Below are 22,605 nucleotides of genomic sequence, written 5' to 3'. Positions count from 1 at the left end.
TGGCGCTCGCGGAACCTGGTCCCGAGGGCGTCCTTTTTCGATCGCGCCCTGCTTCGATTACAGGCCGAGCCAAAGCGCGATAATGGCGAGCACCGCCGGCGCCGTCTGGATGAACAGGATCTTGCGGCCGACGGTCGCCGCGCCGTAGAGGCCGGCGATGGCGACGCAAAGCAGGAAGAACATCTTGATCTGGAACCCGCCGGCGTCGAGATAGAGGCCCCAGATCAGGCCCGCGGCGAGAAAGCCGTTATAGAGGCCCTGGTTGGCGGCAAGCACCTTCGAGGCGCTGGCGAATTCCGGCGTCAGTCCGAACGCCTTGCGGCCGCGCGGCGTGTCCCACAACACCATCTCAAGATAGACGATATAGCAGTGGATCAGCGCCACCAGCCCGACCAGGATATTGCCGACCATTGTCCCCTCCGTTCTTCGGACAAGCATTGACCACGCGTCGACGCCGCTGCGCAAGATAGACTGACCCCGGACTCGCCAGCCAGGGTTGCCAAGCTTCGCGCGTTGGTATCTTTTCGCGCCAGCCCCTTGCAGCCGGAACCCGCCATGTCCTTCCACAAACTCGACCAACTCGGCCATAAGCTCGAAGCGCTGGAGCATGCCTTAGCGATTCTCGGCGCCGACGAAGCGACGCATATGGCGGTCGGCGGCGGCGAGAAGCGCGCCGAGGCGATGTCCTCGCTTGCCGGCATGCTGCACCGCCAGGCCACAGCGCCCGAGATCGGGGACTGGATTTCGGCGGCCGAAGCCGAGCCGCTCGGCGAAGAGCAGCAGGCGGCGGTGCGGGAACTGCGCCGCCAATACACCAATCTCACTTGCCTGCCGGTCGAATTCGTCGAGCGCCAGACGGTGGCGCGCATGCGGTCCGAGCAGCTTTGGCGCGACCTGCGCGCCAAGAACGACTGGGCCGGCTTCCTGCCGGCGCTGGAAGGCGTCGTGACCCTGGTGCGCGAGGAAGCGGCGCTGCGCGCCGACGCCCTCGGCCTAGCCCCCTATGACGCGCTGATGGAACAGTACGATCCCGGCAACCGCGCCGCCGACATCACACCGGTGTTTGCCGAGCTGAAGACCTTCCTGCGCGACTTCCTGCCGCACGCGCTGGCCGTGCAGGATGCGCGGCTGGCAAAGCATCCGCGAAAGCCGCTCTCCGGCAGCTATGCCGTCGAGCGCCAGCGCGAGCTCGGCCTTGCCATGATGGCTGCCGTAGGCTTCGACCTCACCCACGGCTCGCTGTCGGTATCGCATCATCCCTTCTGCGGCGGCGTGCCGACCGACGTGCGCATCACCACCCGCTACAAGACCTCCGACTTCCTGTCGGCGCTGATGGGCGTGCTGCACGAGACCGGCCATGCGCTCTACGAGCAGAACCTGCCGAAAGCCTGGTCGCATTGGCCGCTCGGCAAGGCGCGCGGCATGGCCGTGCATGAGAGCCAGAGCCTGTTCGTCGAAAAGCAGATCGGCCGCAACCCGGCCTTCTGGCGCTGGGCGCTGCCGGTGGTCGAAAAGCATCTCGGCGAAGCCTGGTCGATCGACGACATCCTGCCGCATGTCCACCATGTCGAGCGCGGCCTGATCCGCGTCGACGCCGACGAGGTCACCTATCCGCTGCATGTCATCCTGCGCTACGAGCTCGAGCAGGAGCTCGTGTCCGGCCGGCTGGAGGTCGCCGACCTGCCCGAGGCCTGGGATGCCAAGATGCGCGACTATCTCGGGCTCTCGACCATCGATAATCCGGCCGACGGCCCGATGCAGGACGTGCATTGGCCGGGCGCCGCCTTCGGCTATTTCCCCTCTTACACGCTGGGCGCCATGATGGCAGCGCAGCAATGGGCGGCTTTGACCAGGGTGCATCCGTCCGCCGACGAAGATCTCGCCAAGGGCGATTTCAGCGCCATCAACGAGTGGCGTCGCGCAAAGATCTGGTCGCAAGGCTCGCGGTGGTCGACACCGGACCTGCTCGAGCGCGCCACCGGCGAGAAGCTAAACGCTGCTTACTTCACCGAGCACTTGAGCAGGCGCTACGGCAACTGACCCGCGGGTCAAAACCAGCTGGGTGCGGCGTGCCTACTCCGCCGCGCCCTTGAAGGCGCTGGCTCCGGTCTCGAACTGCAGCTTGGCGAGCCGCGTGTAGATGCCGCCCTTGGCGACCAGGCTCTGATGCGTCCCTTCCTCGACAATGCGCCCGCCGTCCATGACCAGGATGCGGTCGGCCTTGAGCACAGTCGCCAGCCGGTGCGCGATGACGATGGTGGTGCGGCCGCGCATCAGCCGCTCCAGCGCTCTTTGCACCAGCGTCTCGCTCTCGGCGTCGAGCGCCGAGGTCGCTTCGTCGAGCAGCAGGATCGGCGCGTCGCGCAGGATGGCGCGGGCGATCGCGATGCGCTGACGCTGCCCGCCGGACAGCGTCACGCCACGCTCGCCGACCTGACTGTCATAGCCCTTGTCGAGTTTTAGAATGAATTCATCGGCAAGCGCATCCTTCGCTGCCGCTTCGATCTCGGCCTCGCTGGCGCCCGGCCGGCCAAAGCTGATGTTGTCGGCAGCGCTCGCCGCGAAGATGGTGACGTCCTGCGGCACGATGGCTATGCGCGCGCGGATGGCGGCGGGGTCGGCCTCGCGCACATCGACGCCGTCGATGACGATGCGCCCGCCCTCGGGATCGTAGAAGCGCAGGATCAGCGAGAAGACGGTGCTTTTTCCTGCGCCCGAGGGACCGACGATCGCCACTGTCTCGCCAGGCTTCACCTGGAAGCTCAGGCCGTGCACGGCGGCACGGTCCGGGCGTGCCGGATAGGAGAAGGAGACGTCGTCGAAACTGACGGCGCCTTTTGCCTTGGCCGGCAATGGCAAAGGATCGGCGGGTGGCAGGATGGCCGGTTTCTCGGCCAGGATCTCCGTTAGCCGCTCGGCGGCGCCCGCCGCCTGCGACAGCTCGCTCCAGACCTCCGACAGCGCGCCGAGCGCGCCGGCGGCAAACACCGAATAGAGCAGGAACTGGCCGAGCGTGCCCGGCGACAGGGTGCCGGCAAGCACGTCGCGCGAGCCGAACCACAGCACCGCGACCACCGAGGAGAAGATCATGAAGATGGCGAAGAAGGTCAGGAACGAGCGCGCGAACACCGAGGCACGCGCCGCCTCGAAGGCGGCGTCGACAGCATCCGCAAAGCGGCCGGTGACCAGCTTTTCGTTGGTGAAGGCCTGCAGCGTGCGCACCGCGCCGATCTGCTCGCTGGCATAGGCGGTGGCCTCGGCGAGCGTGTCCTGCGCTTGCCGGGACTTGCGCCGCACCGAGCGGCCGAAGGCGACCAGCGGCAGCACGATCACCGGAATGGCTGCAATCACCAGGCCGGAAAGTTTCGGACTGGTGACGACCATCATCGCCACCGCGCCGAGGCCCAGGATCAAATTGCGCAACGCGACCGAGGCGGTTGCGCCGACCGCCGACTTCACCTGCGTGGTGTCAGCGGCAAGCCGCGACACGATCTCGCCCGAAAGCGCGCGATCGAAGAACGCCGGCGACAGGGTCGTGACATGCGAAAAGACGTCGCGGCGTATGTCGGCCACGACCCGCTCGCCGAGCGTGATGACGAAATAGTAGCGGCTGGCCGAAGCGGCCGCCAGCAAGGCCGCCATCAGAACCAGCGCCGCGAAATACTCCGCGATGAAGGTGGAGCTAGCGGCCTGGAAGCCATGGTCGATCATGCGCCGCACGGCCATCGGCAAGGCAAGCGTCGTCACCGCCGCCACGATCAGCGAGATGACGGCGCCTATTACCAGCTCCCGGTAGCGGGTAACGTACGGAAAGAGGCTGCGGAGCGGCCGGACCGAGCGTCTGCGCTCGCTTGCGCTGCCACCGATTTCCGCCATGAGCGTTTCCTCTGGCCGCTTGGCGGGACCGCGCTTCAATATGCGCCCGCCGCGGCCTTGTGATTCAATTCCGGCTGATGTATAGGCTCGCCGACCGTTTTAGAAGCCGTGGCTTTTCATTAGCTGCGGCTTCGAGTTTTAAAAAGGGGCGCATCGACGCAGGCCTTCAGGCCCGTTGCCAGCGCCGGCAGCCAGGAAACACGACAATGAAGGCCGATATCCATCCCGACTACCACACCATCAAGGTCGTCATGACCGATGGCACCGAATACCAAACCCGTTCGACCTGGGGCAAGGAAGGCGACACGATGAACCTCGACATCGACCCGACCACGCACCCGGCCTGGACCGGCGGTCAGCAGACCCTGCTCGACCGCGGCGGCCGCCTCTCGAAGTTCAAGAAGCGCTTCGAAGGTTTCGGCCTCTAGGCCTTTGTCAGCTTTGTCGCAGATCAAAAACCCGCCTTCGTGGCGGGTTTTTTGTTGGCCGCATTCCTTCTCCCCGTTCTACGGGAGAAGGTGCCCGAAGGGCGGATGAGGGGCAGCGCCGACCTCGACAAGTTGGTCATCGGGCAAACAGGCTCATTGAGGCGCACTTTTCAGAATTCGGCGACAGTGCGCCTTTTCGACGACGCCAATGTCATAGGCCGGCGCAGCCCCTCACCTGCCTGCCGGCATCCTCTCCTCGTATAGTGACGGGGAGAGGGGCGCTCTCGCCGGCGATTTCGCCAATCGCCGACGCTGTGGGAAAGCGCCTGGGTTGTACCTACTCGCCCACCAGCTCCCTCAGCGCCATGCGCTTGTAAGCCGCGACCAGCCTGTCGCCCTCGTCCCGCTCGACGGAGATCGCCAGCCGCACCGCGGCCTCGCCCATCTGCCAGACGAGAAACGCGGCCGTCTCCAATTCGATCGGATCGGCATCGGGGCGAATCCGCTTCAGCACCGCGAGCAGGAAATCGGCATTGGCGCGGCTGTCGGCGAGCTCCAATTCGCGCAGCGCCTTGTCGGCTTGCGTGCCCGACCAGATGTCGCGCATCACCGGCTCGGCCAGGAACAGCTGGTAGTAGATATCGACCAGCTCCGAAAACGACCTGCGCAGGCCTTCAGCATCGCTGACATCCTTCAGCGCCGCGGAAATGCAGGCCTGGCTTTCGGCCGTGTAGCGCTCGGCCAGCGCCCAGACGATCGCCCGCTTGTCCGGGAAGAACTGGTAGAGCGAGCCGATCGACACCCCCGCCCGTTCCGCCACCTCGCCCATGCGCATCGCATCGCTGCCTTGCTCGGCAATCAAGGCCGACGCGGCGGCAAGCATGCGCTCGACCCGCTCGCGGCTGCGCTGCTGGCTCGGCGACCGGCGCGGCGAAGCGATTGCCGCCTGATCCGGCTTGGCGGTGACTTTTCCATCCATGGCTCTCTCCAGGCGATTCTCCGAAACCGGCTTGACTCACAAAATACGAGGGTTTATCACGTTTTGCAAATGTGAGGATTAGTCGCATTTTGAAATCGAGCAAAACCCGGCATTGGAGCAACTGAGATGATGAAACTTCTTCCCACCCTCACCTTTGTCGCCGCGATCGGCTCCGGCGTCGTCGGGGGCGTCTTCTTCGCCTTCTCGAATTTCGTCATGGCAGCACTTGCCCGGCTGCCTGTCCCAAGCGGCATCGCCGCGATGAATTCGATCAACGTCACGGTGATCACGCCGACCTTCATGACGGCGCTGTTCGGCACCGGCCTCATCTGTCTCGTGCTCATTGCTGCGGCTCTCTTCGGCTGGAGCCAGTCGGGCACCTATTGGCTGCTCGCCGGGGCCGTGATCTATTTCGTCGGCAATCCGATCGTGACCATGGTCTTCAACGTGCCGCTCAATGACGCTTTAGCCGCCGTCGATCCTGCCAGCGCCAACGGCGCCGCCGTGTGGGCGAACCATCTGAGCGAGTGGGTAATGTGGAATCACGTCCGCACCGTCACCGCGATCGTGGCGATGGCTTGCTTCATCATGGCATTGATCTGAAGACGGCGGCCCGCGAATGCACCCCCCGAAGGTTGCGTCCAACTTTCGGGGGCAGTTCGTCAGGCGGGGTCTTTTTTGCGATCCTTGCGATCGGCGTGACCGAGGTCGCGGTCGGGATCGATGACATCGCGAACCAGTTGCTTGAGCCTTGCCGCGTCCGGAAAGCCGCCGTCCCGTTTGCGATCCCAGATGAGCTGATCGTTGCAGGCGATGGTGAAGATGCCGCCGGTGCCAGGCACCAGCGTCACCTCGCCGAGATCGGTGCCGAAGGTCGAAAGCAATTCCTGCGCCATCCAGCCTGCCCGCAGCAGCCACTGGCATTGCGTGCAGTAGGTGATGCGGATGACGGGCTGCGGCTTCTCGCTCATGTCGTGTCGCGTGGCCGGTCAGGCCGCGCTGAGCTTGGCCATCGTCTCGTCGTCGACCTCGAAATTGGCGTAGACGCTCTGCACGTCGTCATCGTCCTCGAGGGTGGCGACCAGCTTCATCAGCGACTGCGCCCGCTCTTCGTCGACCGGGACGTTGTTCTGCGGCTGCCAGATCGGCTTGACCGATTCCGCCTCGCCGAGCGCCGCCTCGAGCGACTTCGAAACGTCGCCGAGATTCTCGAAGGCGCAATAGATGGTGTGGCCTTCCTCGTCCGATTCCACGTCGTCGGCGCCGGCCTCGATCGCTGCTTCCATCACCTTGTCGGCGCTGCCGGCCGAGGCCGAATAATAGATCTCGCCGGCACGGTTCCACATGAACGACACCGAGCCGGTTTCGCCGAGCGCTCCGCCGGCCTTGGTGAAGGCCGCGCGCACATTGGAGGCCGAGCGGTTGCGGTTGTCGGTCAGCACTTCCACGATCAGCGCCACGCCGCCGGGGCCGTAGCCTTCGTAGCGCACCGCCTCGTAATTCTCGCCGTCGCCCGTGGACGCCTTGTTGATGGCCCGCTGGATGTTGTCCTTCGGCATCGACACTGCCTTGGCGTTCTGCACGGCGAGGCGAAGCCGCGGGTTCATCGATACATCGGGCGTCCCGGTCTTGGCGGCAACGGTGATTTCGCGTGCCAGCTTGGAAAACATTTTCGACCGCACCGCGTCCTGGCGGCCCTTGCGGTGCATGATATTCTTGAACTGCGAATGGCCAGCCATGGCACCCCTGTCGTGTTCGCTTAGAGCATCTCGAAGCGAGGTTTTATCACCCTTGTCTTCGGGAAATGCTCGAATTCAAATTCTCAGAACGCCCCGGGCATGCCTGCGAAGGCGCGCGGCGCTCTTTGTCGGAATGGCCGGCTTATAGATAAATCGGCTCAATTCGTCCAGACGCTGTTGCTTCGGCGTTGAGCCGGCCGCTCACCCTTCCAGATCGGTTTTCAGCCGATCGAGAATGCTGATGGCGTGGCCGGCATACCGGCTGATCCAGCGGTCGTGGATCTGCTTGATCGGCAGCGCATTGAGGTGGTTCCAGCGTTCGCGCCCCTCTCGCTTCGCCACCACCAGATCGGCCTCCTCCAGCACTTTCAGGTGCATCATCACCGTGCAGCGGTCCATATCCGGGAAAGCCTCGCACAGCGCGCCGGTGGTCTGCGGCTGATCCTTCAGGCGATCCAGCAATTCGCGCCGGCGCGGATGCGCCAAGGCCTTGAAAACATGGTCGTCGGAGGTTTGACTTGACATGTTATATTTCTATAACATATCGTTTTAAGCAGCAAGGAAGGAGCTGTGGATATGTCCCTTGGTTTCAGGATTTCCGGGCGCATCGGCAAACCGGTCGCCGAGGTCTTCGACGCGGTCGTCAACCCGACAAAGCTCAGCGGTTATTTCACCACCATCGGCGGCGCCTCGGCTCCGCTTGTCGCCGGCACCACCGTCACCTGGTGGAAGTCTGCGCCGGTGGAGGTCGACGAGGTAACGAAGGACAAGCGCATCGTGCTGCGCTGGGACGCGACAGACGCCGACGGCAAGCCCGCCTACAAGACCCGTATCGAAATGAATTTCGAGCCGCTTGAGGACGGCGGCACCTTCGTCACCATCGCCGAGTCCGGCTGGCATGAAGGCGAGGCCGGCCTGAAGAAATCCTACCTCAATTGCGAGGGCTGGTCGCAGATGCTGGCCTGCATGAAGGCCTATCTCGAATACGGCATCAATCTGCGCGACGGCTACTACCGCAGCGAACTGCGCGGCGAGCCGGCCAACGAGACCAACATCTGAGGCCGACATTCAGGTCCCGATATCCGGCAGGAGAGGTCGCCCGATGACGAAAGCAACGCCATTCCTGATGTTCGAGGGAAAGGCCGAGGAGGCCATGACCCTCTATTGCGAGACCATTCCCGAGAGCCGTGTGCTCGACATCACGCGCTATGGCTCGGGCGAGGACGGGGCGGAAGGAACGCTGAAGCTGGCGCGCGCCTCGATCGGCGGCGTCGAGGTCAGGGTCTACAACAGCCCCGTCCACCACGCCTTCACCTTCACGCCGTCCTTCTCCTTCTTTGTCGACTGTTCGTCGCAAGAGGAACTGGAGCGGACGGTCGACGTTCTTGCCAAGGATGGTGGATTTCTGATGCCGCCAGGCAATTACGGCTTCAGCCGTCGTTTCGCCTGGCTCAACGACCGCTTCGGCGTCTCCTGGCAGATCAACCTGCCATGAACCGGCAATTTCAAGAAAAGCGTGCAGCGGTTTTAAGACCGGACGTGCGTAGCCACAAATACCTGCCGGCAATCGAGGAGGACTACAGTGGAACTCGAACGAGCCCCGATCGCCGAAACCGCCATGCTGATCCGTCGGCCGGTCGCTGAGGTGTTCGAAGCGATCGTCGATCCAGCGGTCACCACGAAATTCTGGTTTACCCATTCCAGCGGTCGCCTGGATGAGGACAAGTCGGTCGAATGGGAATGGCGCATGTATGGCGTCTCGACCAAGGTCGAGGTGAGCGAGATCGTCCGCAACGAGAAGATCATCATGCGGTGGAGCGATCCGCCGACCACCGTCGTCTGGACGTTCACCGAAATGCCGGATGAAGCGACCTTCCTCGAAGTCCGCAATTTCGGCTTCGCTGGTTCCGCCGACGAGCAGGTCAAGCAGGCTGTCGAATCCACCGGCGGCTTCGCGCTGGTGCTTGCCGGCGCCAAGGCATGGCTGGAGCAGGGCCTGGCGCTCGGCCTGATCGGCGACCGTCACCCGAAGGGTGTAGAATGAATTCGTCATGCTAGGGCGGAGCAAGGAGCGAAGCGACGCGCGCAGACCCTAGCATCCATGCCGTGACGCCGACGTTCCGCCGCGTCTCAGGATGATGAATACCCCAGTCGTTCGACAGCTGACACTCAGCCGTTACTTAATTCTGCTCCGCTGCATTCTTCGGCGTGGGTAACGGAATGGATTCTAGGGTCTGCGCTCCGCTTCGCGTCGCTCCGCCCTAGTTCTCCGACACAGGGATTTTGAAAGGTTGTCGTTTGTCTTGGTGCAAGATTTTCCGTTCATTTCCGTGAAACCAGCACAAACCGCCGGGGATTGGTTGAAGCCGCCCCAACCTCGTCATTCTATGGCGGAGCAAGGAGCGCAGCGACGCGCGCAGACCATAGAATCCATTCCGTGACTTGGAGGCGCCGCCTCGGTGCAGAAGTTTGCTCCGTTGCACGCCTTGGCGAAGGTAACGGCATGGATTCCAGACGTTATGACCGTGGTCTGAGCGGCGGCCCGTCCTTAGTCTTTGCAGCTGTAAAGCAAACGGGGGTTGCTTCGGGGAGTGCCCGAGCCGAGCCCCAAGCGAAGAAAGGACGGGCCATGACAAAAGATAATGTTTTTTACGTCGGTGTCGATGTGTCGAAAGCCAAGCACGCGATTGCGATTGCCGAGGGTGGCCGAGAGGGGGAGGTCCGCTTCTTCGGCGAGATCGATGCGACGCCGGCGGCGGTGGAGCGGTTCGTGCGCAAGCTGGAGCAAAAGCATTCTCGCCTGCATTTCTGCTATGAAGCCGGCCCGACCGGTTACGGGCTCCATCGCCAGATCGTCGCGCTCGGCCACCGCTGCGATGTCGTTGCACCCTCGCTGATCCCCAAGCGCCAGGGCGAACGCGTCAAGACGAACCGGCGCGATGCGGTCAGCCTGGCGCGGCTTTTGCGGGCCGGCGAGTTAAAGGGGATCTGGGTTCCCGACGCGGTGCATGAGGCGGTGCGCGATCTGGTGCGGGTGCGATCCACGGCGAGCGAGGATCTGCGCAAGAAGCGCCAGCAGCTGCTGTCCTTCCTGCTGCGCCATGGCCGGGTCTTTAGCGGCCACAGGAATTGGAGCTTGGCACATGCCCGCTGGCTGGCGGCGCAGAAATTCGATCATCCGGCCCAGCAGATCGTCTTCCAGGACCAGATCGACGTGATCACCGATGCGCAGGCTCGGCTGGAGCGGCTCGATGCCCAGCTGGCCGAGCTGGTGCCGAGCTGGTCGATGGCGCCGGTGGTGGCGGCCTATCAGGCGCTGCGTGGTGTGTCCTTCATCGTCGCCGTCACTTTCGTCAGCGAAGTCGGTGATGTCCGCCGCTTCGACAATCCGCGCCAGCTGATGGCCTTTCTGGGCCTGGTGCCCTCGGAGCGCTCAACCGGCGACACGGTCAAGCGCGGCGGTCTGACGCTGGCCGGCAACCGCCGCGCCCGCCGCGTCCTGGTGGAAGGCGCCTGGAGCTATCGCTATCCGGCCCGGGTGACGGAACCCATTCGCGCCCGCCTCGAAGGCCTGCCGAAGGCCGTGCGCGAGATCGCCTGGAAGGCACAGACCCGGCTTTGCGGCCGCTACCGGCGCCTGACGGCGGCGGGCAAGAAGACCCCCATCGTCGTTGCGGCGATCGCCCGCGAGATGGCGGCTTTCCTGTGGGCCATCGGCCACCAGGTCGAACCGGTGCGTTGAGATGCAGTGCGCTCCTGCATTGAAGATCAGGATCCCGGCAAGCGTCCCCTTGGCGCGGGCGCCGCCGGATTGAGGGCTCTGCCCGCGCCGGATCTCCGGCAGAAAAACCGGGCAGCACGGCGACGGGATGTGGCCACGGTGGGAATTCCCGTAGACCCTATGTGGCTGGCCCCACGGTCCAACGCCCGAATCCAGACAGGGAAAGCCCAAGACGAATTACGGAAGTGCGGTAACCACTCCGCGGATAAGAGTTGGATCAACCGTCGTCTCAAGGCCCATCCCGTCCCCGTGCTGCCCATCAACGAAGGACAAACCTGTGACAAAGGACATGGGGCGGAAAACTTCATCCATCACTCTTGACCACGGTCATAAGAGGGTCTTCGCGACGGAGCTTCGCTCCTGCTCCGCCCTGGAATGACGATCGCGATGGGCGTTTCGGCCAATCTCCAACGCATGCCACCAACGCAAACAGAGCCGACGGTCAAAATCCCTGTGCAGCGCCCTAGAATGACGAAGCTGTACCAGCCTCAATGCCCCTCGCCAGACCTCTGCCTCTTGCGCCGCCGCGCCAGCATGTTGAGGCCTTCGACCAGCGCGGAAAAACCCATGGCGGCGTAGATGTAGCCCTTGGGCACATGGTAGCCCATGCCGTCGGCGATCAACGTCATGCCGATCATCAAAAGGAAGCCCAGCGCCAACATGACGATAGAGGGGTTCCTGGCGATGAAATTGGCAAGCGGCGTCGCCGCCAGCATCATCGCGCTCACCGCCACGATCACCGCGATATACATGATGGCGATCTCGTCGGTCATGCCGACGGCAGTGATGATGGAATCGATCGAGAAGACGAGGTCGAGCAGGAGGGTCTGGAAGATCGCTCCGGCAAGGCTCATCTGCAGCGTGCCGCCGACCATCGTGTCCTGATGATCCTGCGGATCGACCGTGTGATGGATTTCCTTGGTCGCCTTCCAGACCAGGAACAAGCCGCCGGCGATCAGGATCAGGTCGCGCCATGAAAAGCCGTGGCCGAGGGCGGTGAACACCGGCGTCGTCAATTGCACGATGATCGAGATCGTGGCGAGCAGGATCAGTCGCATGATCAGCGCCGCCGAAATGCCCAGCCGGCGTGCGCGGGCGCGCTGCGCCTCCGGCAGCTTGTTGGTCAGGATCGAGATGAAGATCAGATTGTCGATGCCGAGCACGATCTCGAGCACCACCAGCGTCAAAAGCGCGACCCACGCGGTCGGATCGGAAACAAAATGAAAGTGCGGCGCCAGAAATTCGACAAGCTGCATGAAGGTCGTCCCCTCTACGATCTAGAGCAGTTTTCGCGGGTTTCGTCGCCAGTTAGGTATTGATCTTGCTTATATCAATGTCACGACCAGAAGGACGGCGCCGTTTCTTCCAGCCGCGGTCCGCGACGAAACGGCGCGATTTTCTCGGCAAGCCCGGTGCGATCGGAAATATCGACGCCGACGCCGCAGAGCGTCGCGGGTCCTGACGACGCCTCGAAACGGCCCTTCGGTACCTTCGAAAGGAACCGGTTCAGCGGTTCTTCCTTGTCCATGCCGAGCGAGGAATCATAGTCGCCGCACATGCCGGCGTCCGAAATATAGGCGGTGCCGCCATTGAGGATCTGATGGTCGGCGGTCGGCTGGTGCGTATGCGTGCCGACCACCAGGCTGGCGCGGCCGTCGACGAAATGCGCGAAGCACATCTTCTCCGAGGTCGCCTCGGCGTGGAAATCGATGACGGCCGCATCGGCCTGCTCGCCGAGCGGGCAGGCGGCAAGCTCACGCTCGCCGGCCTGGAAAGGGTCGTCGAGCTCGGGATGCATGAAGACGCGCCCCATGATGTTGGCGACCAGCACGCGCGCGCCATTGCGCGCAATGTAGACGCCCGAGCCGCGGCCCGGCGTGCCCCTGGGAAAATTGGAGGGACGCAGAAAACGCTCCTCGCGCGGCGCGAAGATCAGCGCATCGCGCTGGTCCCAGACGTGGTTACCGGTGGTGACGACATCCGCGCCCGCCGCAAGCGTCTCGCGAAAGATCTCCTCGGTGATGCCGAAGCCGCCGGCCGCGTTCTCGCCGTTGACGATGACGAAGTCCAGCTTGAAGTCGGAAATCAGCCCCGGAAGCTGCTCCCAGACTGCCGTGCGTCCCGTCTTGCCAACCATGTCGCCGAGGAAGAGAAGTCTCATACGATCCCGAGCCGAAGTCTGCCAAGCTGCATGACTTCCGCGAAGACCATCAGCCTCGCCGACTATCTATAATTGCGGCGTGAACCGGCGCAACCCGCTCTCGGTCAGTATTTCCGGAATGATGACGTCATGGTTCTCATCCGGCACGCGCTCGACTTCCTGGCAGTCGAAGGCGACGCCGATCAGCCTCGGCGTGATGCCCTTATCGGCAAGCCTGGCAATGGCGCGGTCGTAATAGCCGGCGCCGTAGCCGATACGGTGGCCGCGGCCATCGAAGGCGGCGAGCGGCACCAGCATCAGCATCGGGTCGAGCACTTCCGCCTCTTCATGCGGCCCGACCGTCCCGAATCCCATCTCGACCATCGGCGCGCCGCGCACCAGCTCGCGAAAGACGATCGTGGTCTTGTCGAGGATCGCCGGCAGGCAGAGCCTGGCGCCCTTCTCGCGCAGCGCGAACATCAGCGGCCGCACATCGACCTCCGAGCGCATCGGCCAGAAACCCGAGACGACCCGGCCAGGCTCGAAGTCGACTTCTTCCTTCGCGGTCTCGGCCATTTCGAGCGCTATCTCGACGCGCCAGAACTCGTCGAGCGCGTCCCGGCGCGCCAGCGCCTCCTTGCGAAGCTGTTTTTTCAGGTCTTTGGAAGGTGACATGCGCCGACGCTAGAAAAGGCCAGATTTGGATGGAGTTTTAGGAGCGACGCTTTCTAGCGCAATTCCAGGAAAACTGCGCAGCGGCTTTCCGTCCGGAATTACGTCAAAAACAGAGAGAAGACGCATGTCTCCCGAAAACGGGAGAGCGACGATCCACACAACCGGTGGAGAGGTCGATCCCGGGTGCCTACAAAGTAGGTGGGCGCCGTGTGAGAAAACCCACGGGTCTTCCCAGGGACAGCTCCCTAAGGATCGATAAGGCCCCGGGGATAAGTTTCTCCTGCCGGGAAGCGCAGACCGCCAGGAGTGAATATAGGCCGATGGTTAGCCGTGCGCCAGAGAAACGGGTCACCATTTGCGCATAATTCGTCTTGCGGACCGTCCCGATGGGAAGCTGTCCGGCAACCGCCCTTGCGCGGCCCGTCCAGCCTCCTTACGGTCCGCCGCACCGACAGGAGAAAAGATGCGCTTCGAAGGCACCGCGACTTATGTCGCCGACAAGGATTTGATGGTTGCGGTCAATGCCGCAATCGCGCTGGAGCGGCCCTTGCTGGTCAAGGGCGAGCCCGGCACCGGCAAGACCGAGCTTGCCCGCCAGGTGGCTTCGGCGCTTGGGCTCGAGTTCATCGAATGGAACGTCAAATCGACCACCAAGGCGCAGCAGGGCCTCTATGAATATGACGCCGTCTCGCGGCTGCGCGACAGCCAGCTCGGCGACGAGCGCTTCAACGACATCGCCAACTACATCAAGCGCGGCAAGCTGTGGGATGCGTTCGCTGCGCAAAAGAAGGTCGTGCTTTTGATCGACGAGATCGACAAGGCCGACATCGAATTCCCCAACGACCTCCTGCAGGAGCTCGACCGGATGGAGTTCTTCGTCTACGAGACCGGCGAGACGATCCGCGCCGAGTTCCGGCCTATCGTCATCATCACCTCGAACAACGAGAAGGAACTGCCGGACGCCTTCCTGCGCCGCTGCTTCTTCCACTATATCCGCTTCCCCGACATCGACACGCTGCACCGGATCGTCGAGGTGCACTACCCCGGCATCAAGCAGAACTTGGTGCGGTCGGCACTCACCCAGTTCTACGAGATCCGCGATGTGCCGGGACTGAAGAAGAAACCGTCGACCTCCGAAGCGCTGGACTGGATTCGCCTGCTGGTCGCCGACGACATCGCGCCCGAGGACCTGCGCGCCGATCCCAAGAACATGCTGCCGAAGCTGCACGGTGCGCTGTTGAAGAACGAGCAGGACGTGCACCTGTTCGAGCGCCTGGCCTTCATGGCCAGACGCCAGCAGCAATAGCGCTTTCCCCGGCTGTGGACCGTTGCCGGCAATCGGTCGCTGCCGCAGCTTCGGACCGAAAGCACTGGAGGAGAAAAGATGTCCGAGATCGCCATTCGCCCGTTCACGCAGTCCGACCACGCCGACTGGCGGCGCCTGTGGACCGCCTACCTCACCTTCTATGAGACGAAGCTGCCGGAAGAGGTTTACGACGTCACCTGGAAGCGTTTGTTCACGGCAGGCGAATTCGAGCCGAAAGGTTTCATCGCCACGCTCGACGGCAAAGCGGTTGGGCTGACCCACTACCTCTACCATCGCTCCTGCTGGTCACTGGTCAACAACTGCTACCTGCAGGATCTGTTCGCCGATCCGGAGGTGCGCGGCAAAGGCGTGGGCGCGGCGCTGATCAAAGCCGTGCAGGACGAGGCCGGCAAGATCGGCGTCAAGAACGTCTACTGGATGACGCACGAGACCAACGCCACGGCGCGAAGACTCTACGACAATGTGGCAAGGCGGACCGGATTCATCGAGTATGATCTGCTATGATGAGCGCGGGATTTTAAGCCGTAGAACGAATGACTGGCTATGTTGGAATTTTGGATGGCTCCAACGATGTATGGGCGTGCGGGTGCCCGACCTTCCAGGTTGCCACGGAGGCGGCGTAAGCCCCGGGCAAGCGATTGCCGACGCTGAGCTCGCCGTCCGCGAGTGGACCGAAGCACGGACGGCGAAGCGCTTGCCCATTCCCAAACCGCGTGCGCTGGTGGATTTGCTTCGATCCGGCGAAATCGACAGTGCCAGCGGTGATTCCGCCGTGATCTTGAGGCAGAGATAGCAGGTGTTCATCCCCTTCTTCCTCGAACTGAAGGCTGCGCGGGTTCCTGTTTCGCTCAGGGAATATCTGTCGCTGCTGGAGGGGCTGGAGGCCGGGCTCGTCGATTATGACGTCGAGGCTTTCTATTACCTCGCGCGCTCGGCGCTGGTGAAGGACGAGCGCCATATCGATCGTTTCGACCAGGTCTTCGCGCATGTCTTCAAGGGCGTTGAGGCGCTTGGCGGCCCGGATGCCGTCGATGTCGCCAACATTCCCGAGGAATGGCTGCGCCGTTTGGCGGAAAAGCACCTGACCGACGAGGAAGAGAAGCTGGTCGAAGCGCTTGGCGGCTTCGAGAAGCTGATGGAGACCTTGAAGCAGCGCCTCGAGGAGCAAAAGGGGCGCCACCAGGGCGGTTCGAAATGGGTCGGCACCGGCGGCACCTCGCCCTTCGGCGCTTATGGCTACAACCCTGAAGGCGTGCGCATCGGTCAGCATGAAAGCCGGCATCGCCGCGCGGTGAAGGTCTGGGACAAGCGCGAATTCAGGAACTTTGACGACACCGTCGAGCTCGGCACCCGCAACATCAAGGTGGCGCTGAAGCGGCTGCGCCGCTGGGTGCGCGAGGGCGCCGAGGAGGAGTTCGACCTGCCCGGCACCATCCACGCCACCGCCGAGCACGGCTATCTCGACGTCAAGACCCGGCCCGAGCGGCGCAATGCCGTGAAGCTTCTGATGTTTTTCGATGTCGGCGGCTCAATGGACGACCATATACGCGGCGTCGAGGAACTGTTCTCGGCCGCGCGCGCCGAGTTCCGCCAGCTCGAATATTTCTACTTCCACAACTGCCTTTACGAGCGCGTCTGGAAGGACAACCGCCGGCGCCTGGCCGAGACGATCCCGACCTTTGATCTCATCCACAAATACGGGCCGGACTACAAGGTGATCGTCGTCGGCGACGCCTCGATGAGCCCTTACGAGATCGCCCATCCCGGCGGCTCGGTCGAGCACTGGAATCCGGAGGCCGGAAGCGTGTGGCTGGCCCGCCTGTTGCAGCAATGGCCGAACGCGATATGGCTCAATCCCGAAGCCGAGAAGAACTGGCGCTACACGCACTCGATCCAGTTGATCGGCGATATCTTCGGCGGCCGCATGTTCCCGCTGACATTGGCCGGGCTTGAAGCTGCGACCAGGCAGTTGTCGCGCAGGCACTAGTTCCCCCGACACAGCGATTTTGAGAGATTGCCGTTGTCTTGGTGCAAGATTTCCGTTCATTTCCGGGAAATCAGCGCAAACGCCGGGGATTGGTTGATCCGCCCCAACCTCGTCATTCTATGGCGGAGCAAGGAGCGAAGCGACGCGGCGCAGACCATAGAATCCATGCCGTGACTTCGAAGCGTTGCTGCGGTGCAGAATTCTGCTCCGTTGCATTCCTTGGCGAAGGTAACGGCATGGATTCCAGGGTCTTCGCGACGGAGCTTCGCTCCTGCTCCGCCCTGGAATGACGATCGCGATGGGCGTTTCGGTTAATCTCCAAGGCATGCCACCTGACAACGCAAACAGAGCTGACCGAAGCCGACCGGTCAAAATCCCTGTGCAGTGCCACTAGCTCGCTTTCACTGGCGGCATTTGTAACAGATGCCTATGTTTGTGCGAATATCCGTTGCAAGCAACAACGAGCCGCCAAGGCCGAGGAGATTTCATGGACACCCACGCCTATCCCGTCACCCGCACCGATGCCGAGTGGCGCGCCCGGCTGACCCCGGAGCAGTATGCCGTGATGCGCAACCACGGCACCGAGCGCCCCGGCAGTTGCGCCCTGCTCTACGAGAAGCGCGCCGGCACCTTCTATTGCGTCGGCTGCGACCAGCCGCTGTTCGAATCCAAGCTGAAGTTCGAGAGCGGCACCGGCTGGCCGAGCTTCAACGATCCGGTCCCGGGCTCGATCGAGACCACCGTCGACCGCAGCTACGGGATGGTGCGCACCGAATGCCATTGCGCGCGCTGCGGCAGCCATCTCGGCCATGTTTTCGAGGACGGCCCGCCGCCGACCGGCCTGCGCTACTGCATCAATGGCGTGGCGCTGCGCTTCGAGCCTGCGGCCTGATCTGGGCTTCCAGTCTTCGCAAAGGGCGGCCTCGGCCGCCCTTTTTCATGCTCCGTCCGGCTCTACACAACGACCGTTGCGATTAGCCAGAGCGCGGAACCGAGCATTATCAGCTGCGCCTTGAAGCCCCCGACCTTCTCCGCGGTCCGCCAGACGGCGACCGTCAGGAAGATGGTGTAGGGAACCGGGAGGAAATGCACCGCCAGCACCAGCCAGAGCGGCAGCCTCAACCCGAGCAGGACCAGCGCCAGCGCCGAGGAGGCGATGTTCAGAATGGTACCGACCAGCAGCATATCGCGCCAGAACAGCCGGTCGAGCGGAACCTGGCCTCTCCAGCGCGAACGGAAAAAACCCGTCATCGCCGGCGACCTATCGCTGCCCGAGAACTTCGGTCACAGCTTCTTCGAAGCGTGAGCATTCCCGCACCAGCCAGTCGCTCATGGCCGGCCAATTATCCTCGGCGTAGCAGTTCACCCGCCACATCGAGTTGATGCCGAGACCTTCGCAGCTCTGCTCGGGCCTGAGCTTCAGCCTGGACTCGATCGCCGGCTGGAACGGTTTCAGCCGCGACCAGGACTCCGTGGCGCCGAACTTCTCATTGCGCCCGAAGAAGACGCCGACATGGTTCTGCGCCGGCGCGACATACATCGAAAGGACCAAAGCGAAATCCGGCAGCCCGCGCTGCCAGAACCATGGCCCGCGCCGAGCGAGCCTTTGCCTTTCTTGCGGGTGCCGTTCGGCGAATAGCGCCCAAAAGCCGCGATGGCGGAACTCCGAGGCGCGACGGCCGCCGAAGTCGAATTCGTTCATGGCCGGCCTCCGGCCACGCGCCTCAGACCATGCCGAGGGCGGCCTTGTAGAGATCCAGGATCGACTCTTCTTCCTGGCGCTCGGCCTGGTCCTTCTTGCGCAGCCGCACGATCGTGCGAACCGCCTTGGTGTCGAAGCCGGTGCCCTTGGCTTCGGCATAGACATCCTTGATGTCGTCGGAGATCGTCTTCTTCTCTTCCTCGAGCCGCTCGATACGCTCGATGATGGTGCGCAGCTGGCCGGCGGCTACAGTCTGGCTGGTCTCGGTGATTTCGTCGGCCATTTTTCTCTCCGCGTCTTCTGGAGCCGTGGCGATTCCCGCCACGGCAAATTGGAGCGGGTTCCCTGCCCGAGCGGGCGCGGCGGGTCAAGACACTTGTCGAGCGCCTGTGGACGGTTGCTGCCAACCGCCCTTCAAGCATCGCGCTGCGACCGTCATTTAAATGCGATCAACAGATCCTTCGCATCGATCTGATCGCCGGCCTTGACCAGCACCTCGGCGATCTCGCCGTCGCGTTCGGCGTGGAGTGCGGTTTCCATCTTCATCGCCTCGATCGACAAGAGCACGTCGCCCGCCTTGACCGCCTGTCCGGATGCAACGGCAAGCGCCGATACGACGCCGGGCATCGGCGCGCCGACATGTCCCTCATTGCCGGGTTCAGCCTTGCGGCGTGCCTTGGCGGCGGAAGCGCCATGCGCCCTGTCCGGCACCTTGACGCGGCGTGGCTGGCCGTTGAGTTCGAAGAACACGGTGACCATGCCCTTCTCGTCGACATCGCCGAACGCCTGGCAGCGCACCACCAGCGTCTTGCCCTTCTCGATGTCGAGGAAGATCTCGTCTTCCGACTTCATGCCGTAGAAATAGGTCGGCGTCGGCAGCACGCTCACCGGCCCGTAGGTCTCCTGCGCCGCGGCGAAGTCGGTGAACACCTTCGGATACATCAGCCAGGAGGCGAATTCATACTCCGAGAGCTTGCGGTCGAGCTTGCCCTCGATGTCCTTGCGGCTCGCCTTGAGGTCGGCGGACTTTAGCAGCGAGCCCGGTCGAACCGTAATCGGCTTGTCGCCCTTCAGCGCCTTCTTCTGCAGCGCAGCCGGCCAGCCGCCTGGCGACTGGCCGAGATCGCCGCGCAGCATCGACACCACCGAATCCGGGAAGGCGATGTCCTTGGCCGGGTTCTCGACATCGGCGACGGTGAGATCCTGGCTGACCATCATCAGCGCCATGTCGCCGACCACCTTGGACGACGGCGTCACCTTGACAATGTCGCCGAACATCAGGTTGACGTCGTGATAGGCCTGCGCGACCTCATGCCAGCGCGTCTCCAGCCCGAGCGAGCGCGCCTGTTCCTTCAGGTTGGTGAACTGGCCGCCGGGCATCTCGTGCAGGTAGACTTCCGAGGCGGGTCCCTTGAGATCGCTCTCGAAGGCCGCGTACTGGTTGCGCACCGCTTCCCAGTAGAAGGAAATGCGGCGAATCCATTGCGGATCGAGACCGGGGTCGCGCTCGGTGCCCTTCAGCGCCTCGACGATCGAGCCGAGGCAGGGCTGCGAGGTGTTGCCGGAGAAGGAATCCATCGCCGCGTCGATCGCGTCGGCGCCGCTCTCCACCGCCGCCAGCACCGTCGCCGCCGACAGCCCTGACGTGTCGTGCGTGTGGAAATGGATCGGCAGGTCGGTCGCCTCCCGCAGCGCCTTGAACAGCACGCGCGCCGCGGCCGGCTTCAACAGGCCGGCCATGTCCTTGACGGCGATGATATGCGCGCCGGCCGCCTCCAGCTCCTTGGCCAGCCCGACATAGTATTTCAAATCGTACTTCGCCCGCGCCGGATCGAGGATGTCGCCGGTGTAGCACATCGCCGCTTCGACCAACTTGCCCTCGGCGCCGACCGCGTCCATGGCGACGCGCATGTTCTCGACCCAGTTAAGGCAGTCGAAGACGCGGAACAGATCGACACCGCCGGCTGCCGCTTGGGCGACGAAATGCTGGACGACATTGTCGGGATAATTGGTGTAGCCGACGCCGTTGGCGCCGCGCAGAAGCATCTGCAGCAGAAGGTTGGGCGCGGCCTCGCGCACTTTGCTCAGCCGCTCCCACGGATCCTCGGTGAGGAAGCGCATGGCGACGTCGAACGTCGCACCGCCCCAGCATTCCAGCGAGAGCAATTGCGGCAGCGCTCGCGCATAGGTGCCGGCGATGCCGGCGATGTCATAGGTGCGCATGCGCGTGGCGAGCAGCGACTGGTGGCCATCGCGCATCGTCGTGTCGGTGACCAGCACCTGTCGCTCCCCGCGCATCCAGGCCGCGAACTTCTCGGGACCCAGCGCGTCGAGCCTCTGCTTGCTGCCGTCCGGAACATGCCCGTTGAGATAGGGCACCACGGGTGCCGCCGCAGTCGCCTTCGGCATCGGCCGGCCGCGCGTCTCGGGGTGGCCGTTGACGCTGACATCGGCGAGGTAATTGAGCAGCTTGGTGGCGCGGTCCTGCCGCTTCACCTGCTCGAACAGTTCCGGCGTCGTGTCGATGAACCTAGTCGTGTAGGAATTGTCGGCGAAGCGCGGGTGATTGATGATCGCTTCGAGGAAGGTGAGGTTGGTGGCGACGCCACGAATGCGGAACTCGCGCAGCGCCCGGTTCATGCGCGAGATCGCCTCGCCGGGCGTCGGCGCCCAGGCCGTCACCTTTTCGAGCAGCGGGTCGTAGAAGCGGGTGATGACCGCGCCCGAATAGGCGGTGCCGCCGTCGAGCCGGATGCCGAAGCCCGCCGCCTCGCGATAGGCGGTGATGCGGCCGTAGTCCGGAATGAAATTGTGCTCCGGATCCTCGGTGGTGATGCGGCACTGCAGCGCGTGGCCGTTCAGCCTGATGTCCTTCTGCGCCGGCACGCCCGATTGCTTCGCGCCGATGGCGAAGCCGTCGAGGATGTGGATCTGCGCCTTGACGATGTCGATACCCGTCACCTGCTCGGTGACGGTGTGCTCGACCTGGATGCGCGGATTGACCTCGATGAAGTAGAACTTGCCGGTGTCGGCGTCCTGCAGGAACTCGACCGTGCCGGCGCCGATATAGCTGGTCTCGCGCGCGATCTTGAGCGCATAGCCGCAAAGCTCCTGGCGCAGCTCCTCGCTGAGATAGGGTGCCGGCGCGCGCTCCACGACCTTCTGGTTGCGGCGCTGGATCGAGCAGTCGCGCTCGAACAGATGCACCGCATTGCCGTGGGTGTCGCCCAGCACCTGCACCTCGACATGGCGGGCGCGCTCGATCAGCTTTTCGAGATAGACCTCGTCCTTGCCGAAGGCTGCCTTGGCCTCGCGCTTGCCTTCCATCACCTCGCGCGCAAGGTCGGTCTCGGCGCGGATGGCGCGCATGCCCCGGCCGCCGCCGCCCCACGAGGCCTTGAGCATCACCGGATAGCCGATCTGCGCGGCGAGCTTCTTCACCTCGTCCATGTCGTCCGGCAGCGGATCGGTTGCCGGGACGACCGGGACGCCGACTTCAATCGCCAGGTTGCGCGCGGCGACCTTGTTGCCGAGCCGGCGCATCGTTTCCGGCTTCGGGCCGATGAAGGTGACGCCGGCCTCGGCGCAGGCCTCGGCGAATTCCGGGCTTTCCGACAGCAGGCCGTAGCCGGGATGGATGGCGTCGGCGCCCGATAGCCTAGCGACCCGGATCACCTCCTCGATCGACAGGTAGCTCTCGATCGGACCCATGTCCTTGGCCAGATGCGGTCCGCGGCCGACCTGATAGCTCTCGTCGGCCTTGAAGCGGTGCAGCGAATATTTGTCTTCCTCCGCCCAGATCGCCACGGTTTTGAGGCCGAGCTCGTTGGCCGCGCGGAACACGCGGATGGCGATTTCGGACCGGTTGGCGACGAGTATCTTCGTGATGGCCAAGGAGTAGGCTCCAGCAGCGGAAGGGAGATGAACCGGCGCAATGATTAACGTGAAAATGCTGCAGCGCAAACAAATTT

Annotated in this window: 24 protein-coding genes and 1 other RNA gene; 11 read left to right on the top strand and 14 right to left on the bottom strand. The window is 63.5% G+C overall.

The window, feature by feature from the left end; genetic code table 11:
* Positions 1–57: 57 nt before the first annotated feature.
* The gene (locus FJW05_RS17640) at positions 58–411 is read right to left on the bottom strand and encodes a DUF1304 domain-containing protein (RefSeq protein ID WP_140634376.1); all 354 of its coding nucleotides are present in this window, start codon (positions 409–411) and stop codon (positions 58–60) included.
* Positions 412–555: 144 nt separating this feature from the next.
* Here FJW05_RS17640 and FJW05_RS17635 point away from each other — a divergent pair, with 144 nt between their 5' ends.
* On the top strand, positions 556–2,040 hold the full coding sequence (locus FJW05_RS17635; protein ID WP_140634374.1) for a carboxypeptidase M32: 1,485 nt from the start codon (positions 556–558) through the stop codon (positions 2,038–2,040).
* 33 nt (positions 2,041–2,073) lie between these two features.
* On the opposite strand, the gene FJW05_RS17630 is transcribed toward FJW05_RS17635, so the two are convergent.
* Positions 2,074–3,876 carry an ABC transporter transmembrane domain-containing protein gene (locus FJW05_RS17630; RefSeq protein WP_140634372.1) on the bottom strand — a complete coding sequence of 601 codons (1,803 nt, stop codon included), beginning with the start codon at positions 3,874–3,876 and terminating at the stop codon, positions 2,074–2,076.
* Positions 3,877–4,082: 206 nt separating this feature from the next.
* Between FJW05_RS17630 and rpmE the strand changes: the two genes are divergently transcribed.
* On the top strand, positions 4,083–4,304 hold the full coding sequence (gene rpmE, locus FJW05_RS17625) for a 50S ribosomal protein L31 (protein ID WP_027166741.1): 222 nt from the start codon (positions 4,083–4,085) through the stop codon (positions 4,302–4,304).
* A 337-nt stretch (positions 4,305–4,641) separates the two neighbouring features.
* On the opposite strand, the gene FJW05_RS17620 is transcribed toward rpmE, so the two are convergent.
* Entirely contained in the window at positions 4,642–5,283 is a 642-nt protein-coding gene (locus tag FJW05_RS17620; RefSeq protein ID WP_140634370.1) for a TetR/AcrR family transcriptional regulator, read from the bottom strand.
* A gap of 126 nt (positions 5,284–5,409) precedes the next feature.
* On the opposite strand from FJW05_RS17620, the gene FJW05_RS17615 reads away from it, so the two are divergent.
* On the top strand, positions 5,410–5,886 hold the full coding sequence (locus FJW05_RS17615; RefSeq protein WP_140634368.1) for a DUF1772 domain-containing protein: 477 nt from the start codon (positions 5,410–5,412) through the stop codon (positions 5,884–5,886).
* A gap of 59 nt (positions 5,887–5,945) precedes the next feature.
* Here the strand turns inward: FJW05_RS17615 and FJW05_RS17610 are convergent, their stop codons facing one another.
* The 3 genes from FJW05_RS17610 to FJW05_RS17600 form a co-directional block, all read right to left on the bottom strand.
* Positions 5,946–6,254, bottom strand: a complete 309-nt coding sequence (locus tag FJW05_RS17610) for a SelT/SelW/SelH family protein (protein ID WP_140634366.1) — start codon at positions 6,252–6,254, stop codon at positions 5,946–5,948.
* Between the two features lie 18 nt (positions 6,255–6,272).
* The gene (locus tag FJW05_RS17605; RefSeq protein WP_140634364.1) at positions 6,273–7,022 is read right to left on the bottom strand and encodes a YebC/PmpR family DNA-binding transcriptional regulator; all 750 of its coding nucleotides are present in this window, start codon (positions 7,020–7,022) and stop codon (positions 6,273–6,275) included.
* 201 nt (positions 7,023–7,223) lie between these two features.
* Positions 7,224–7,547: a helix-turn-helix domain-containing protein gene (locus FJW05_RS17600; protein ID WP_140634362.1), complete on the bottom strand. Its 324-nt coding sequence runs from the start codon at positions 7,545–7,547 to the stop codon at positions 7,224–7,226.
* Between the two features lie 51 nt (positions 7,548–7,598).
* Here FJW05_RS17600 and FJW05_RS17595 point away from each other — a divergent pair, with 51 nt between their 5' ends.
* The 4 genes from FJW05_RS17595 (at position 7,599) to FJW05_RS17580 (ending at position 10,764) form a co-directional block, all read left to right on the top strand.
* Positions 7,599–8,081, top strand: a complete 483-nt coding sequence (locus FJW05_RS17595; RefSeq protein WP_140634360.1) for an SRPBCC domain-containing protein — start codon at positions 7,599–7,601, stop codon at positions 8,079–8,081.
* Between the two features lie 43 nt (positions 8,082–8,124).
* The gene (locus tag FJW05_RS17590) at positions 8,125–8,517 is read left to right on the top strand and encodes a VOC family protein (protein ID WP_140634358.1); all 393 of its coding nucleotides are present in this window, start codon (positions 8,125–8,127) and stop codon (positions 8,515–8,517) included.
* An 87-nt stretch (positions 8,518–8,604) separates the two neighbouring features.
* Positions 8,605–9,066 (top strand): SRPBCC family protein, encoded by a 462-nt coding sequence (locus tag FJW05_RS17585; RefSeq protein WP_140634356.1) that lies wholly within the window; start codon positions 8,605–8,607, stop codon positions 9,064–9,066.
* 585 nt (positions 9,067–9,651) lie between these two features.
* Positions 9,652–10,764, top strand: coding sequence for an IS110 family transposase (locus FJW05_RS17580; RefSeq protein WP_140634502.1), 1,113 nt, complete (start codon positions 9,652–9,654; stop codon positions 10,762–10,764).
* A 527-nt stretch (positions 10,765–11,291) separates the two neighbouring features.
* On the opposite strand, the gene FJW05_RS17570 is transcribed toward FJW05_RS17580, so the two are convergent.
* The 4 genes from FJW05_RS17570 to ssrS all read right to left on the bottom strand — a co-directional run bounded on the left by FJW05_RS17570 (position 11,292) and on the right by ssrS (position 13,920).
* The gene (locus tag FJW05_RS17570) at positions 11,292–12,059 is read right to left on the bottom strand and encodes a TerC family protein (protein ID WP_140634353.1); all 768 of its coding nucleotides are present in this window, start codon (positions 12,057–12,059) and stop codon (positions 11,292–11,294) included.
* An 80-nt stretch (positions 12,060–12,139) separates the two neighbouring features.
* A complete protein-coding gene (locus tag FJW05_RS17565; protein ID WP_140546534.1) occupies positions 12,140–12,964 on the bottom strand; it encodes a YmdB family metallophosphoesterase in 825 nt (274 codons plus the stop codon).
* A gap of 66 nt (positions 12,965–13,030) precedes the next feature.
* Positions 13,031–13,618 (bottom strand): 5-formyltetrahydrofolate cyclo-ligase, encoded by a 588-nt coding sequence (locus FJW05_RS17560; protein WP_140634351.1) that lies wholly within the window; start codon positions 13,616–13,618, stop codon positions 13,031–13,033.
* A gap of 146 nt (positions 13,619–13,764) precedes the next feature.
* Positions 13,765–13,920, bottom strand: a non-coding RNA gene (gene ssrS / locus FJW05_RS17555) — 6S RNA.
* A gap of 161 nt (positions 13,921–14,081) precedes the next feature.
* On the opposite strand from ssrS, the gene FJW05_RS17550 reads away from it, so the two are divergent.
* The 4 genes from FJW05_RS17550 (at position 14,082) to msrB (ending at position 17,824) form a co-directional block, all read left to right on the top strand.
* Positions 14,082–14,924, top strand: a complete 843-nt coding sequence (locus FJW05_RS17550; RefSeq protein WP_140634349.1) for a MoxR family ATPase — start codon at positions 14,082–14,084, stop codon at positions 14,922–14,924.
* Between the two features lie 78 nt (positions 14,925–15,002).
* Positions 15,003–15,449, top strand: coding sequence for a GNAT family N-acetyltransferase (locus tag FJW05_RS17545; RefSeq protein ID WP_140634347.1), 447 nt, complete (start codon positions 15,003–15,005; stop codon positions 15,447–15,449).
* 292 nt (positions 15,450–15,741) lie between these two features.
* The gene (locus FJW05_RS17535; protein WP_140634345.1) at positions 15,742–16,932 is read left to right on the top strand and encodes a VWA domain-containing protein; all 1,191 of its coding nucleotides are present in this window, start codon (positions 15,742–15,744) and stop codon (positions 16,930–16,932) included.
* A 487-nt stretch (positions 16,933–17,419) separates the two neighbouring features.
* The gene (gene msrB / locus FJW05_RS17530) at positions 17,420–17,824 is read left to right on the top strand and encodes a peptide-methionine (R)-S-oxide reductase MsrB (RefSeq protein WP_040991646.1); all 405 of its coding nucleotides are present in this window, start codon (positions 17,420–17,422) and stop codon (positions 17,822–17,824) included.
* A 62-nt stretch (positions 17,825–17,886) separates the two neighbouring features.
* On the opposite strand, the gene FJW05_RS17525 is transcribed toward msrB, so the two are convergent.
* The 4 genes from FJW05_RS17525 to pyc all read right to left on the bottom strand — a co-directional run bounded on the left by FJW05_RS17525 (position 17,887) and on the right by pyc (position 22,528).
* The gene (locus FJW05_RS17525; protein ID WP_140634343.1) at positions 17,887–18,183 is read right to left on the bottom strand and encodes a hypothetical protein; all 297 of its coding nucleotides are present in this window, start codon (positions 18,181–18,183) and stop codon (positions 17,887–17,889) included.
* Positions 18,184–18,193: 10 nt separating this feature from the next.
* On the bottom strand, positions 18,194–18,634 hold the full coding sequence (locus tag FJW05_RS17520) for a hypothetical protein (RefSeq protein WP_140634341.1): 441 nt from the start codon (positions 18,632–18,634) through the stop codon (positions 18,194–18,196).
* Between the two features lie 22 nt (positions 18,635–18,656).
* On the bottom strand, positions 18,657–18,917 hold the full coding sequence (locus FJW05_RS17515) for a DUF2312 domain-containing protein (protein WP_140546077.1): 261 nt from the start codon (positions 18,915–18,917) through the stop codon (positions 18,657–18,659).
* A gap of 152 nt (positions 18,918–19,069) precedes the next feature.
* A complete protein-coding gene (gene pyc, locus FJW05_RS17510; protein ID WP_140634339.1) occupies positions 19,070–22,528 on the bottom strand; it encodes a pyruvate carboxylase in 3,459 nt (1,152 codons plus the stop codon).
* Between the last annotated feature and the right edge of the window lie 77 nt (positions 22,529–22,605).

The organism is Mesorhizobium sp. B2-9-1, assembly GCF_006439455.1.
In the GTDB taxonomy this organism is placed as follows: domain Bacteria; phylum Pseudomonadota; class Alphaproteobacteria; order Rhizobiales; family Rhizobiaceae; genus Mesorhizobium.
The sequence above is the reverse complement of the archived record's forward strand: the minus strand, read 5'-3'. Positions and strand labels throughout refer to the sequence as shown.